The sequence below is a fragment of the Qipengyuania marincola genome, from assembly GCF_029688625.1.
Classification (GTDB): domain Bacteria; phylum Pseudomonadota; class Alphaproteobacteria; order Sphingomonadales; family Sphingomonadaceae; genus Qipengyuania.
Map to the genome: position 1 here is coordinate 105,122 of NZ_JARULC010000001.1, position 13,262 is coordinate 118,383.

12 protein-coding genes are annotated in these 13,262 nt (G+C 63.6%); 4 read left to right on the forward strand and 8 right to left on the reverse strand.

The window, feature by feature from the left end; genetic code table 11:
- Nucleotides 1-30 precede the first annotated feature (30 nt).
- The 4 genes from P8Q88_RS00565 to ahpC form a co-directional block, all read right to left on the reverse strand.
- A complete protein-coding gene (locus P8Q88_RS00565) occupies nt 31-1,620 on the reverse strand; it encodes a catalase (RefSeq protein ID WP_278321891.1) in 1,590 nt (529 codons plus the stop codon).
- Between the two features lie 136 nt (nt 1,621-1,756).
- The gene (gene katG, locus P8Q88_RS00570; RefSeq protein WP_278321892.1) at nt 1,757-3,973 is read right to left on the reverse strand and encodes a catalase/peroxidase HPI; all 2,217 of its coding nucleotides are present in this window, start codon (nt 3,971-3,973) and stop codon (nt 1,757-1,759) included.
- A 201-nt stretch (nt 3,974-4,174) separates the two neighbouring features.
- Nucleotides 4,175-5,764 (reverse strand): alkyl hydroperoxide reductase subunit F, encoded by a 1,590-nt coding sequence (ahpF, locus tag P8Q88_RS00575; RefSeq protein ID WP_278321893.1) that lies wholly within the window; start codon nt 5,762-5,764, stop codon nt 4,175-4,177.
- A 148-nt stretch (nt 5,765-5,912) separates the two neighbouring features.
- Nucleotides 5,913-6,479 (reverse strand): alkyl hydroperoxide reductase subunit C, encoded by a 567-nt coding sequence (gene ahpC / locus P8Q88_RS00580; RefSeq protein WP_278321894.1) that lies wholly within the window; start codon nt 6,477-6,479, stop codon nt 5,913-5,915.
- 257 nt (nt 6,480-6,736) lie between these two features.
- Here ahpC and P8Q88_RS00585 point away from each other — a divergent pair, with 257 nt between their 5' ends.
- Nucleotides 6,737-7,246: a helix-hairpin-helix domain-containing protein gene (locus P8Q88_RS00585; RefSeq protein WP_278321895.1), complete on the forward strand. Its 510-nt coding sequence runs from the start codon at nt 6,737-6,739 to the stop codon at nt 7,244-7,246.
- Here the strand turns inward: P8Q88_RS00585 and P8Q88_RS00590 are convergent.
- The 3 genes from P8Q88_RS00590 to aroC form a co-directional block, all read right to left on the reverse strand.
- Nucleotides 7,231-7,815, reverse strand: coding sequence for a protein-methionine-sulfoxide reductase heme-binding subunit MsrQ (locus P8Q88_RS00590; protein ID WP_278321896.1), 585 nt, complete (start codon nt 7,813-7,815; stop codon nt 7,231-7,233). The two genes, P8Q88_RS00585 and P8Q88_RS00590, sit on opposite strands and share 16 nt — an antisense overlap.
- 75 nt (nt 7,816-7,890) lie before the next feature.
- Nucleotides 7,891-8,487: a septal ring lytic transglycosylase RlpA family protein gene (locus P8Q88_RS00595; RefSeq protein ID WP_278321897.1), complete on the reverse strand. Its 597-nt coding sequence runs from the start codon at nt 8,485-8,487 to the stop codon at nt 7,891-7,893.
- Nucleotides 8,488-8,546: 59 nt separating this feature from the next.
- A complete protein-coding gene (gene aroC, locus P8Q88_RS00600; RefSeq protein ID WP_278321898.1) occupies nt 8,547-9,614 on the reverse strand; it encodes a chorismate synthase in 1,068 nt (355 codons plus the stop codon).
- 154 nt (nt 9,615-9,768) lie between these two features.
- On the opposite strand from aroC, the gene ruvA reads away from it, so the two are divergent.
- The 3 genes from ruvA (at nt 9,769) to ruvB (ending at nt 11,934) form a co-directional block, all read left to right on the forward strand.
- A complete protein-coding gene (gene ruvA / locus P8Q88_RS00605; protein ID WP_278321899.1) occupies nt 9,769-10,374 on the forward strand; it encodes a Holliday junction branch migration protein RuvA in 606 nt (201 codons plus the stop codon).
- 74 nt (nt 10,375-10,448) lie between these two features.
- Nucleotides 10,449-10,901, forward strand: a complete 453-nt coding sequence (locus P8Q88_RS00610; RefSeq protein WP_278321900.1) for a DsrE family protein — start codon at nt 10,449-10,451, stop codon at nt 10,899-10,901.
- A gap of 1 nt (nt 10,902) precedes the next feature.
- Nucleotides 10,903-11,934, forward strand: a complete 1,032-nt coding sequence (gene ruvB, locus P8Q88_RS00615; RefSeq protein ID WP_278321901.1) for a Holliday junction branch migration DNA helicase RuvB — start codon at nt 10,903-10,905, stop codon at nt 11,932-11,934.
- A 484-nt stretch (nt 11,935-12,418) separates the two neighbouring features.
- Here the strand turns inward: ruvB and P8Q88_RS00620 are convergent, their stop codons facing one another.
- Nucleotides 12,419-13,249, reverse strand: a complete 831-nt coding sequence (locus tag P8Q88_RS00620) for a hypothetical protein (RefSeq protein WP_278321902.1) — start codon at nt 13,247-13,249, stop codon at nt 12,419-12,421.
- Between the last annotated feature and the right edge of the window lie 13 nt (nt 13,250-13,262).

Consider the following 13,262-nt stretch of genomic DNA (forward strand, 5'->3'; position numbering starts at 1 on the left):
CCCCATAACTTGCCGTAAAGCTCTGTCCAGCTATTCGGCCGTTTCGGCCTGCGGCTCGCGCGCTTTCTCTGATACGGCCATCGGACCGACAGTCGCCTCGTCGGTAGTCGATTTGGCAGAGCCGAGGCCGGGGGCGGTGGATTTGCCGCCGATCATGTCGCGAACCTTGTCCTCGATCCGCTGGCCGATCGTCTCGTCGACGTTCTTCCAATATTCGAACGCTCGCTGCAGCACCTTCTCGCTCACACCGTCGGCGAGGTGTCCGGAGACGTTGGAGACGAAGCGATCGCGCTGCGCATCGTCCATCACATCGTTGACGAGCGCGCGCGCCTGGCTCCAGTCGTCGTCATCCTCGCGCAGGGTGTAGGCCTGCCGCACCATGTCGCCATCGGCCATCCACGTCGCTTCTCCGCCGACTTCGGGTTGCGCCGTCGGCCCGCCATAGGAATTGGGCGCATAGACCGGGTCGACCGCATTCTGCGTCCGCATAGCACCGGCACGCGAATAGGAATTGACCTGGTCGGCATTCTTCGGCGCGTTGACCGGGATCTGCTTGTAATTGACGCCAAGACGATGGCGGTGTGCATCGGCATAGGAGAAGCCGCGGGCGAGCAGCATCTTGTCGGGGCTGAGGCCGATGCCCGGGACCATGTTGTTCGGCTCGAAAGCGAGCTGTTCGATCTGCGTGTCCCAGTCGACCGGGTTTTCGTTCAGCACTAGCTTGCCGACCTCGATCAGCGGGTAATCGCTGTGCGGCCAGGTCTTGGTGAGGTCGAAAGGGTTGATGCGATAAGTTTTCGCATCCTCATAGGGCATGATCTGCCATTTCAGCGTCCAGCTGGGGTAGTTGCCCTCGTGGATCGCATTGAACAGGTCGCGGCGGTGATAGTCGCTGTCTTCGCCTGCTTTCTTGACCGCTTCGTCCTGCGTCAGATGGGCGTTGCCGCTCATTTCGCCGACATCGGTCATGAAGTGGAACTTGACCCAGAACTTCTCGCCGACTTCGTTGATCAGCATATAGGTGTGGCTGCCGTAGCCGTTCATCTCGCGCCAGTTCTTCGGCACGCCGCGATCGCCCATCAGGTACGTGACCTGGTGCGCGCTTTCGGGGCTCAGCGTCCAGAAATCCCACATCATGTCGTGATCGCGCAGGCCGTTGTCGGCACGGCGCTTCTGGCTGCGGATGAAGTGCTGGAATTTCAGCGGATCGCGGATGAAGAAGATCGGCGTATTGTTGCCGACCATGTCGAAATTGCCGTCCTCGGTATAGAACTTGACCGAAAAGCCGCGCGGGTCGCGCCAGGTGTCGGGGCTGCCGCGTTCGCCGGCTACAGTGCTGAAGCGCATGGCGGTATCGGTCTTCACGCCTTTCTGGAACAGCTTTGCCTTCGTGTATTGCGAGACATCGTGCGTGGTCTCGAAATAGCCGAACGCCCCGGAGCCCTTGGCGTGCGGCTGCCGCTCCGGAATGCGCTCCCGATTGAAGTTCGCCATCTGCTCGATGAGGTAGTGATCGTTGAGCACGATCGGCCCGTCACGGCCCACGGTCAGCGAATGCTCGTCGCTCTGGACGCGGATCCCGGCGTCGGTGGTTGTGGGGGGTGTCCTGTCGTGAGCCATAGCGTGCGCCTTTTTCAGGGGGATGTTGGTGCTGACGATACGGGTCAGGCGAGGTGGCGTTCCCCCACTTTCGCAGCAAAAAGCCCCCGATCGCGAGATCGAGGGCTTCTTGCAGTCCCGAAGGGTTGTCGCGCCCTTACGTGTGGTATTTCGCATAGGTGAGGTCGAAGCGGTCGGCGTCCATCACCTTCGTCCAAGCCTTGACGAAGTCCTTCACGAACTTCTCCTCATTGCCGTTTTCAGCGTAGACTTCGGCCACGGCGCGGAGCCGCGAGTTGGAGCCGAAGACGAGATCGGTACGGGTGGCCCGCCACTTCTCCTCGCCCTTCAGGCGGCACTTGCCAACGAATTCCTCATCGCCGCTCTCGTCCACAACTTCCCAAACCGTGCCCATGTGGAGCAGATTCACGAAGAAGCTGTTGTCGAGCTTGCCGGGGGTTTCCGTCAGCACGCCGATCCTGTCGCCATGCTGGGCGTGGTGGCTGACCGCCCCCATCGCGCGCATCCCGCCGACCAGCACGGTCATTTCCGGGATCGACAGACCGAGCAGGTGCGCCCGGTCGATCAGCATGTCCTCGGTCTTCACCGAAGCCTTGGTCTTGAGGTAGTTGCGGAATCCATCGGCAAAGGGCTCCAGCGGCTCCCAGCTTTCGGCATCGAAATGCTCGGGCTTCGCATCGCCGCGACCGGTCGTGACGGGCACGGAGATATCGAAGCCGGCATCCTTCGCCGCCTTCTCGACCGCCGCCGAACCGGCGATGACGATCGCGTCGGCCATCGAAATGCCGCCGCGAAGCTCGTCGAGCTTGTTCAGGACCTTACCGAGCTCCTCGGGATCGTTGACCGCCCAGTTGCGGATTTCATCGAAGCGGATGTGCGCGCCATTGGCGCCGCCGCGATGGTCGGAATTGCGATAGGTCGAGGCCGAGGCCCAAGCCGCCTTGACCAGCTCGGCCACCGATAGCCCGCTTTCGAGCACCTTCGACTTGAAGGCCGTGACATCGCCGTCCGATACCTGCGTACCGGCGGGCACGGGGTCCTGCCAGATCAGGTCTTCTTCGGGCACTTCGGGGCCGAGGTAACGGACCTTGGGGCCCATGTCGCGGTGGCACAGCTTGAACCAGGCACGGGCGAAGGCATCGTCGAGCGCCGCCTGATCGTCGCGGAAACGCTCGGAAATCTTGCGATATTCCGGATCGCGCTTCAGCGCCATGTCGGCGGTGGTCATGATGGTCGGGACCTTCTTGCTGGGGTCCCGCGCGTCGGGTGCCATGTCGGCCTCTTCCGGGTCGATCGGCGTCCACTGATATGCACCCGCCGGGCTTTTGGTGAGCTCGTAGTCATATTTGAACAGCAAGCGGAAATAGTCGTTGCCCCACTGGGTCGGGTTGGGCGTCCATGGCCCTTCGATTCCCGATGTCGTGATGTGACCCTCGGCGATCTCTTCCGGATCGGTCAGCCAGCCAAAGCCCATGCGGTGCAGGTTTTCGCCCTCGGGCGCGCTGCTGAAAGTGTCCGACGGCGCGGCGCCATGGCACTTGCCGAATGCGTGGCCGCCCGCGGTGAGAGCGACGGTCTCTTCGTCGTTCATCGCCATGCGGGCGAAGGTCTCGCGCATGTCGCGGGCCATGCCCTCGGCATCATGCGGATCGCCGCCCGGGCCTTCGGGATTGACGTAGATGAGGCCCATCTGGATCGCTGCGAGCGGGTTCTCGAGCGCCATGCCTTCCTGCGGCTGGATCCGGGTTTCAGCGCCGGTGTCCACCCACTTTTCTTCCGTGCCCCAATAGACGGTTTCCGGATCGAACACGTCCTTGCGGCCGCCGCCGAAGCCGAACACGGGGCCGCCCATGCTCTCGATCGCGACATTGCCGGTCAGGATGAACAGGTCGGCCCAGCTGATGTGCTTTCCGTATTTCTGCTTGATCGGCCACAGCAGGCGGCGGGCCTTGTCGAGGTTGCCGTTGTCCGGCCAGCTATTGAGCGGGGCGAAGCGCTGCTGGCCGCTGCCGCCTCCACCGCGGCCGTCGCCGGTGCGATAGGTGCCCGCTGCGTGCCATGCCATGCGGATGAAGAACGGGCCGTAATGGCCGTAATCCGCCGGCCACCATTCCTGGCTGTCGGTCATCAGGGCGGTCAGATCGTCCTTGAGCGCCTTGTAATCGAGCGCGTTGAAAGCTTCGCAATAATCGAAATCCTCGCCCATCGGGTCGGCAGCGCGACCGCCTTCGGTCAGGATTTCCAGGTCGAGCTGGTCGGGCCACCAGTCGCGGTTGCGGCGGCCGAACAACGCCCGGGTGCCGGCATCGCCATGGAAAGGGCAACCGCTCATTTCACCTGTTTTTGCGTCCATGAAATCTCTCTCCTCTCGTGAGACTCGGGGGTAAGTCCCGGTAACCCGATCAGATTGCAATCCCGACGCTCATTCGTCCAATCGATTAAACGGTTATAATTGATTGGTTAATGCGATTTATCGGCGAGCCGTGCACCACATGCGAAAAGCGCCGCCGACCCCAAGGGCCGACGGCGCGTTTGCCGAAGCTTCGCAATGGCGTCAGGCAGCCTGCGCGAGGTCGTCCGCCGGCTCGGTGCGAATGAGGTAGTCGAAGGCCGACAATCCGGCTTTCGAGCCATCTCCCATGGCCACCACGATCTGCTTGTAGGGCACATCGGTGACGTCGCCTGCACCAAAGATACCGGGCAGGTTGGTGCGGCCCTCCTCATCGGTCGCGATTTCCCCGAACTCGGTCAGCTCGAGACCCGAGTCCCGTAGCCATTCGGTATTGGGGACGAGGCCAATCTGGACGAAAACGCCTTCCAGCGGGATCCGCCGTTCGTCGCCCGATGCGCGGTCCTTGAGAACAAGGCCATTTACCTTGCCATTCTCGCCCGTGATTTCGGTCGTCTGCCCATTGGTCACGATCTCGACGTTGCCAAGACTGCGGAGCTTGGCCTGCAACACCTCGTCGGCGCGCAGCTTGTCGTCATATTCGATCAGCGTCACGTGACCGACGATCTTGGCGAGGTCGATGGCCGCCTCGACGCCGGAATTGCCGCCACCGATCACCGCGATGCGCTTGCCCTTGAACAGCGGGCCATCGCAATGCGGGCAATACGCCACGCCCTTGTTGCGGTACTCGGCCTCGCCCGGCACGCCCAGATTGCGCCAGCGTGCGCCCGTCGCAAGGATAAGGCTGCGGGCCTTGAGGCTTGCGCCATTGCCGAGTTCGACGGTGTGCAGACCGCCTTTGTCCTGTGCCGGGACCAGCCTGACTGCCCTCGCGAGGTTCATCAGGTCGATATCGTATTCCCCGACGTGACGCTCCAGCTCGCCCGCCAGCTTCGGCCCTTCGGTGTAAGCAGTGCCGGGCAGGTTCTCGATGCCGAGCGTATCGTGCAGCTGTCCGCCGAAGCGCTCCGCCGCGATGCCGGTGCGAAAACCCTTGCGCGCAGTGTATATCGCGGTTGCAGCGCCAGCCGGGCCGCCGCCGACGACGAGCACCTCGAACGGTTCTTTCGCATCCAGCTTCTCGGCCGCCTTGGCGTCGGCCCCGGTGTCGATCCGTGCGAGGATCTCCGCCAGTTCCATCTTGCCGTTGTAAAAGGGCTCGCCGTTCAGGAATGTCGCGGGCACGGCCATCACGTCGCGCGCGTCGATTTCGTCCTGATAGGTGCCCCCCTCGATCAGCGTGACGGTTATGCGCGGATTTTCGAGCGCCATCAGCGTCAGCGCCTGCACCACGTCGGGGCAATTGTGGCAGCTGAGCGAGAAATACATCTCGAACTGAAAATCGCCTTCAAGGCCCCGCACCTGTTCGATCAGGTCGGCATCGACCTTGGGCGGATGACCGCCGGCCCAAAGCAGCGCGAGCACCAGCGAAGTAAATTCGTGCCCCATCGGCAGGCCCGCGAAACGCACCCATTTCTCGGCATCGCTGGCGCGACGGATCACGAAGCTGGGGGCTCGGTCGTCCGTGCCGTCGAAGCTTGCCGAAACGTCATCGTGCAGGGCGGCGATCTCTTCCAGAAGGTCACGCGTCTGGCGCGATTTTTCGTCATCGCCGAGCGTTGCGACCAGTTCCACCGGCTCGCGCAGATTGGCGAGATAGGTCTTGAGTTGCTGCTTCATCGCATCGTCGAGCATGGCGGTCTCCGCTGAAAGGGGGGGAAGGCAAAAGGCCCGGGGCTTGGGGGAGGGGGGAGGGGCCCCGGGCCTTCCAGCGACCCGAGTTCTGGCTCGGGCTCTTGTCGCGCTCGCCTAGGAGGTACGAGGCGCGTATCGATCGTCAGGCTTAGATCTTGCCGACAAGGTCGAGCGAGGGGGCCAGCGTGTCGCTGCCTTCTTCCCACGCTGCCGGGCAGACCTGGCCGGGGTTCGCGCGAACATACTGCGCGGCCTTGATCTTGCGGGCGAGTTCATTGGCATTGCGGCCGACGCCTTCGCAGGTCTGTTCCATGATCTGGATCACGCCGTCGGGATCGACCACGAACGTCGCACGGTCGGCGAGGCCGACGCCTTCGCGCAGCACATCGAAATTGCGGGCGAGAACGTGGTTCTGGTCACCCAGGAACGGGAAGTTCAGCTTGCCGATCTTGTCGGAAGTGTCGTGCCACGCCTTGTGGCTGAAATGCGTGTCGGTCGACACGGCATAGACTTCGACGTCCATCTTCTGGAGCATGTTGTACTGCTCGCCAAGATCTTCCAGCTCAGTCGGGCAGACAAAGGTGAAGTCGGCCGGATAGAAGAAGAATACGGCCCACTTGCCCTTCACGTCCTCGTCGCTGACTTCGAAAAAGTCCTTGCCGGCCTGAAATGCGGTGGCGTTGAACGGTTTGATCTGGCTTCCGATGATACCCATGGGTTGTCTCCGTTGTTCGGGTTGAAACTCGTGGGTGCCAGATAGGGTGTGTTGCGATGCACAAAAGCGATATGATGCGATTGCGAGCATCGGAATAATCGATCAAAACAATGGAACTTTTACAAAGTGCAACCGAGGCTGCGTTTCGTTGCACAGAGTGCAACTGATGGGTCTTCCCCAAACTTTCCGCGAGAAACCCTTAGCCCTGCCCGGAATGTCCTGATAATGCGAATTCATCGCAATAAGAAGGATTCGATATGCGTAAACTTGCGTTCGCCGCCGCCCTTACAGGCAGCATCTTTGCCCTTTCCGCCTGCTCGGGCGAAACCGAAGAGGTGGTGACCACCGACGACACCGCGACCGGTGCCGAAGCCGAGACGGTCGAGGCGACCGAAACCGCAGGCGTCATCGATGCAGGTACGGCAACTGCCGAACAGCTGGCCGGGATCGACGGCATCTCGCAGGAGCTTGCGGCAGCGATCGTCGCGGGCCAGCCCTATGCCGATGTCACGGCCTTCAATGCCGTGCTCATGGAAACCCTGTCGGAAGACGAGGCCGCCGCCGTGCGCGAGCGGGTGTTCGTCCCGGTCAATCTGAACGAGGCGACCGAGGAGCAGATTCGTCTTATCCCGGGCATGACCGACAAGATGGTCCACGAATTCGAGGAATACCGTCCCTACGAGGATATGGCGGAATTCGACCGCGAGATCGGCAAGTATGTCGACGAGACGGAAGTCGCCCGGTTCCGCAACTACGTCACTCTCTGACGCATTTGCAGCACGATCCTGACGCCTTCGATCACCACGAGGATGCCCACATGTATCCATGCCGTGGTCGGATCGAAGGCGGACAGGACCCAGTGCAGGAAGACCAGCACCGCCGCTGGATACACCAGGCGGTGCAGCCTCTTCCATGACCGCTTGAGTGCCCTCGTCGCGATATCGTTCGATGTCGCTGCGAGCGGCACAAACAGCGCGAAGGCCAGCCAGCCGGTGAGCAGATAAGTTTCGCCCGCTTCCGCCAGCACAGCGGAAAGAGATGCCTTTTTCCAAAAATAGATACCGGTGTGGAAAGCGGCATAGCCGAAACTCGCCACGCCCAGGTCTCGCCTCCGCCGCATCAGCCAGACAGCCCACTTTCGCTTGCGAAACGCGAGCCGGATCGGCGTGACTGCCAATGTCACCAGCAACAGCCACGCAGCCCAGTCGCCGCTATCGGCGATCGCGTGGCCATAGCCATAGGTGTCGGGCGTGGCGATCCAGCGCCAGCTCATCCAGACGCCGGGTAGCGCGAGGATAAACCACAGGGCTGGACGCGATTTCAGGAGCGAGGTCATTGTGCGCAGCCGCAACATGGCCGCCACCGATTTGGCAAGTCCTATCTAGTCTGCGGCCTTATCCGAAACCGCTAGCTAGTCCATCAGCAAGGCAAGGCTGACCCGGCCGGTCCCCGAGCGGATAAGACCAATCGCATAAGCCGCCGCCGTCGAGAGGTCGATCACGCAATTGCCGTGGTACGGGCCGCGATCATTGATTTTCACGATGACGCTTCGCCCGTTCTTCGGGTTCGTGACCCGGACCTCGCTGCCGAGCGGCAGGGTCCGGTGCGCGGCGGTCAGGCGCGAGGGATCGAAGATCTCGCCGCTCGCAGTGCGATTGCCGGCCAGTTCCTTGCCATAATAGCTCGCATCTCCGCTGCCGACGGGGCTTTCCGAGGCGGAAGGCGTCGGGTCGGGGCGTGTTGTGACCGATGGCACTGTCGCCAGCGGATCGAGAGCGGCGACCGGTTGCGCATCGACGCTGGCGACGCCCTTGCCGAGCTTGACCAGATCGGGTGTTCGGTCCTGCTGCCATAACGCTCCGCCCAGCATCAGCGCCGCAGCGCCGAGGATGGCGACCCCGGCGATCAGGACCTGCCGCTGGGATTTGAGCGTCGCGAACGCACGCAGCCTTTCGCGGCGCGTCGGTAGCGAATGGTCGGCGGTGTCTTCGTGCTGGCGTTCCCTCATGCCCTACCAAGGGATGAGAGGGGCCCGATGTTCCGAAATTCGCGGAAAACCGCGGGTTTTCACCCGCATTGCGCCCGGTGGAGAAGCTTGTGATCCGCCAGCACCAGCGCCATCATCGCCTCCACGACCGGCGTTCCGCGAATGCCCACGCAGGGATCGTGCCGGCCCTTGGTGCGGACTTCTGTGGCATTGCCTTCGCGATCCACACTTTCGACCGGCGTCAGGATCGAACTCGTCGGCTTGAAGGCCACGCGGCACACCACCGGCTGCCCGGTGGAAATTCCACCCGCGATGCCGCCGGCATGGTTGGCCTCGAACTGCGGAGTGCCGTCACCGGGCCGCATGGGGTCGGCATTCTCCTCGCCCGTCAGGCGGGCGGCACCGAAGCCGTCGCCGATCTCGACGCCCTTGACCGCATTGATGCTCATCATCCCCGCCGCAAGGTCGCTATCGAGTTTCGCATAGACCGGCGCGCCCCATCCGGTCGGCACGCCGCTCGCCATGCATTCGACCACCGCGCCGAGCGACGAGCCCGCGCGCCGTGCTTCGTCGACCAGGATTTCCCAGCGTTTGGCCGCCTCGCGATCGGGACACCAGAAGGGGTTCTCGCCAATCGCCTCGGGATCGAAATTCTCCGGGTCGATGGCATCGCCGCCGATCTCGGCGACATAGGCCGTAATCCGCACTTCGGGGATCGCGAGCCGCGCCACCGCGCCCGCCGCGACGCGCATCGCGGTCTCCCTCGCGCTCGACCTCCCGCCGCCGCGATAGTCGCGAAAGCCGTATTTCGCGTCATAGGCATAATCGGCATGGCCGGGGCGATAAGTGTTGGCGATCTCGGAATAATCCTTGGATCGCTGGTCGGTATTCTCGATCAGCAGGCTGATCGGCGTGCCCGTTGTCTTGCCCTCGAACACGCCCGACAGGATCCGCACGAGATCAGCTTCCTTGCGTTGGGTGGTGAACTTGTTCTGCCCGGGCTTGCGCGCATCGAGGAAGGGCTGGATGTCGCCTTCCGAAAGTTCGATCCCCGGCGGGCACCCGTCGACCACCGCGCCGATCGCGGGGCCGTGGCTCTCGCCCCATGTGGTGAAGCGGAAGGTCCGTCCGAATGTGTTCCAGCTCATGAAAGCCTCATGCCCGCAATTGTGGGCGCAAGTCCATTGCCGCTGGACCAATCTTGTCTTGTGGCCCAAGAACAAAAGGCGCTCATACAGCGTAACGGTAGCGCAGAAAGAAGATCGCGCTCATGCAGCGTAGCGGTAGCGCAGAAAGAGACGGATGATTGCGAAGCTGAAGGGCCTGCTCGACGAGACCGGTGCGGACTGGGCGGTGATCGACGTCGCGGGCGTTGGCTATCTGGTCCATTGTTCCACCAAGACCCTCGCCGCGCTGGGCGAGGTTGGAGAGGGCTGTACGGTCTACACCGACTTGCAGATGTCCGAGAACGACATGCGCCTGCTGGGCTTTGCCGAGGCCGCCGAGCGCGACTGGTTCCGGCTGCTGACGCAGGTGCAGGGCGTGGGCAGCAAGGTCGCGCTGGCGATCCTCTCCGCGCTGTCGACCGGAGAGGTGCAGCAGGCCTGCGCCAAGGGCGATGCGGCCATGGTCGCCCGGGCGAACGGAGTCGGGCCGAAACTGGCGGGGCGGATCGTCAACGAGCTTAAGGACAAGGCCGGCGCTCTGCCGGGTGGTGGCATGGCAGGCACGGACGCCGCGCTGGCTCCAGCGGGCGCGGCAAGCGCCGATGCGGTGAGCGCGCTCGAAAACCTCGGCTTCAAGCCCGCCGTCGCCGCGCGCGCAGTGGCGGCTGCACAGGGCGAACTGGGCGAAGGTGCAAGCGAGGGCGACCTTATTCGCGTCGCATTGAAAAGGGCAGCGGGATGAAGGTGACACTTACGCGATACGCGATTACGGCGGCAGTAGCTGCATTTCTGGCGAGCGTGGCGTCCGCGCAGGACATGAGCGACTTCAAGACGGGACCTGTATTCACTGATTTCGGCCCGCACGCGCCGGTGCAGGGGATCGGAGCGGTTCCAGCAGATACCGAGTTTGCAGTCGCTTTCGACGTCGCCACGCCCGCTGAAGAGGGCAGGCGCAACCGCGGCTTCGAAAGCGCGGCGCGGTTCGTCAACATGCATGTCGCTGCCGGCGTGCCGGAGGACAATATCCGCCTCGCGGTGGTGGTGCACGGCAAGGCGGTGAACGACTTGCTGGCGAGCCCCGACAATGCCTCCGCCGACATGGTGCGGGCGATGCTCGAGAGCGGCGTGCGCTTTATCGTCTGCGGCCAGAGCGCCGCGGCGTATGGCATCAACCACGAGGATTTGTTGCCCGGCGTTGAGATGGCCTTATCCGCCATGACCGCCCACGCCTTGCTGCAGCAACGCGGCTACACGGTGAACCCGTTTTGATATGACCGAACCCGTCCCTCTTCATTCTCCAGACCGGCAGCCGGAAGACCCTGACGCCACGCTGCGGCCGAAATCGCTTGCCGAGTTCGTCGGGCAGAAGGCGGCGCGCGAGAATTTGTGGGTGTTTATCGAGGCGGCGAAGAACCGCGGCGAGGCGATGGACCACGTGCTCTTCTTCGGGCCTCCCGGCCTCGGCAAGACCACGCTGGCGCAGATCGTCTCGAAGGAACTGGGCGTCGGTTTCCGCGCCACCAGCGGGCCGGTGATCGCCAAGGCGGGCGATCTTGCCGCACTGCTCACCAATCTCGAGCCCAATGACGTGCTGTTCATCGACGAAATCCACAGGCTTAATCCGGTGGTCGAGGAAGTGCTGTATCCGGCGATGGAGGACCGCGCGCTCGATATCATCATCGGCGAAGGGCCAAGTGCGCGCAGCGTGCGGATCGACCTGCCGCCCTTCACGCTGGTCGGCGCGACCACGCGGCAGGGGCTGCTGACCACGCCCCTGCGCGACCGGTTCGGGATTCCGGTGCGGCTCAATTTCTACACCGAGGACGAGCTGCTCAAGGTCGTCACGCGCGGTGCAGGTCTGCTCGGGATGGGGATCGACGAGGGCGGAGCGCGTGAGATCGCCCGCCGTTCGCGCGGCACGCCGCGTGTCGCCGGACGCCTGATGCGCCGCGTGCGCGATTTCGCGAGTGTGCTGGGAGAGGCGCTTGTTACCTCCAGAGTCGCAGACGAGGCGCTGACCCGGCTCGAGGTCGACTCGCTTGGTCTCGACGCGATGGACAGGCGCTATCTCACCATGATCGCGACCACCTACAAGGGCGGACCGGTGGGCGTCGAAACCCTTGCCGCAGGCCTGTCCGAACCGCGCGACACGGTAGAGGAGGTGATCGAACCCTATCTTATCCAGCTCGGTCTGATTGCCCGCACCGCTAGGGGTCGCATGCTCAACGATGGCGGCTGGTCCCACCTCGGTCTGGCGCCCCCCTCGCGACCGCAATCCGACATGTTCGACGACCAGGCGTAAAAGCGGCTTAACCATAGCCATGCATGATGGTCCCGTTTCGGGACGCGGCCCAACCAAGGCTCGCAATTCCGGGAAAAATTTACATTCTCCGGCAATGTGCGATTATAGGCCGCGCCGATATGCCCCGATGGGTATGGATTCGGCCCGGCCACGGGGATGGATCACAGCGGGGGGCGAGCTTCCGCGATCCGGCCACAGAGGGATGTGAAGCGATGTCGGTCAAGTCTGCTCTAGCCAAATTGTCGGCCACTGCCGCGGGCGGTGCGCTGGTGGCTGGCGGCGCGGTCCACGTGGCCGAGCGGCCGGTGACCGACAGCCCAAGCTACAAATCCGTCAAGCAGGTCAAGCAGGTAAAGCAGGCGAAGCCTGTCCCGCGCACCCTGCCGCGCCGCGCAGCGCGATCGATCCCGGCGCGCCCGATCGAATGCGTGCCCTATGATTCGCCGCTTGCGGCAGAGAATCCGGACAATATCTGCCCGCCCGTCTATCGCGAGGCGATGGTCCCTGTTCCCGTACCGCCGCTTCCCGAAGCGGCACCGGCCCCGGTGGTCGCGGGTGGGGGCGCCCGCTCGATCCCGACGGGTGGGTATGGCCCGGGCTCTGGCGGCGGCTTCGGGAGCGGTTTCGGCGGCGGGTTCTTCGGCGGCTTCTTCAGCGGAAGCAGCGGCGGTGGCAGCGTGATCGTGAATTCGACGACCACGACCGGCGGCGACGTTCCCGACATCGACATCGACGTGTCGACCTCCACTTCGAGCGGCGGCACCTCGACCTCCAGCTCGAGTTCGACCGGAGAGGTTTCGACGACCACCGGCGGCTCCTCGACCTCCACGTCGACCTCGACCGGCGGGATCACTTCGACCACCAGCACGGGCGAGGTCTCGACCTCCACCGGCGCGGTGTCCACCTCGACCGGCACAGTGTCATCGTCGACCGGCGAGGTCAGCAGTACGACGACCAGCAGTTCTTCGGGCGATGTCTCATCCTCCTCGGGGACGGTCACCAGCACGACCTCGACCTCTGGCGACGTATCGAGCAGCACTTCGACTTCGGGCAACGTATCGACGAGCACGTCGAGCTCTGGCAATGTCACTTCAAGCACGAGTACATCGAGCTCTACGAGTTCATCCAGCTCGAGTTCTTCAAGCTCCTCGACCACAACGAGCGGCGGACCACCTCCGCCGCCGCCACCACCACCACCACCACCACCTCCTCCTCCGCCTCCGCCGCCTCCCAGTTCCAGCGGGACGGAAGTACCGGCGCCGCCGATGATGGCGCTGTTCGGAATGGCGGCTGCGGCGATCCTGGGACGGCGCAAGCTGCGCGTGAAG

Coding starts and splice junctions, on each gene's coding strand:
- P8Q88_RS00565 (WP_278321891.1), bottom strand. CDS start 1,620: ATGGCTCACGACAGGACACCCCCCACAACCACCGACGCCGGGATCCGC.
- katG (WP_278321892.1), bottom strand. CDS start 3,973: ATGGACGCAAAAACAGGTGAAATGAGCGGTTGCCCTTTCCATGGCGAT.
- ahpF (WP_278321893.1), bottom strand. CDS start 5,764: ATGCTCGACGATGCGATGAAGCAGCAACTCAAGACCTATCTCGCCAAT.
- ahpC (WP_278321894.1), bottom strand. CDS start 6,479: ATGGGTATCATCGGAAGCCAGATCAAACCGTTCAACGCCACCGCATTT.
- P8Q88_RS00585 (WP_278321895.1), top strand. CDS start 6,737: ATGCGTAAACTTGCGTTCGCCGCCGCCCTTACAGGCAGCATCTTTGCC.
- P8Q88_RS00590 (WP_278321896.1), bottom strand. CDS start 7,815: ATGACCTCGCTCCTGAAATCGCGTCCAGCCCTGTGGTTTATCCTCGCG.
- P8Q88_RS00595 (WP_278321897.1), bottom strand. CDS start 8,487: ATGAGGGAACGCCAGCACGAAGACACCGCCGACCATTCGCTACCGACG.
- aroC (WP_278321898.1), bottom strand. CDS start 9,614: ATGAGCTGGAACACATTCGGACGGACCTTCCGCTTCACCACATGGGGC.
- ruvA (WP_278321899.1), top strand. CDS start 9,769: ATGATTGCGAAGCTGAAGGGCCTGCTCGACGAGACCGGTGCGGACTGG.
- P8Q88_RS00610 (WP_278321900.1), top strand. CDS start 10,449: ATGAGCGACTTCAAGACGGGACCTGTATTCACTGATTTCGGCCCGCAC.
- ruvB (WP_278321901.1), top strand. CDS start 10,903: ATGACCGAACCCGTCCCTCTTCATTCTCCAGACCGGCAGCCGGAAGAC.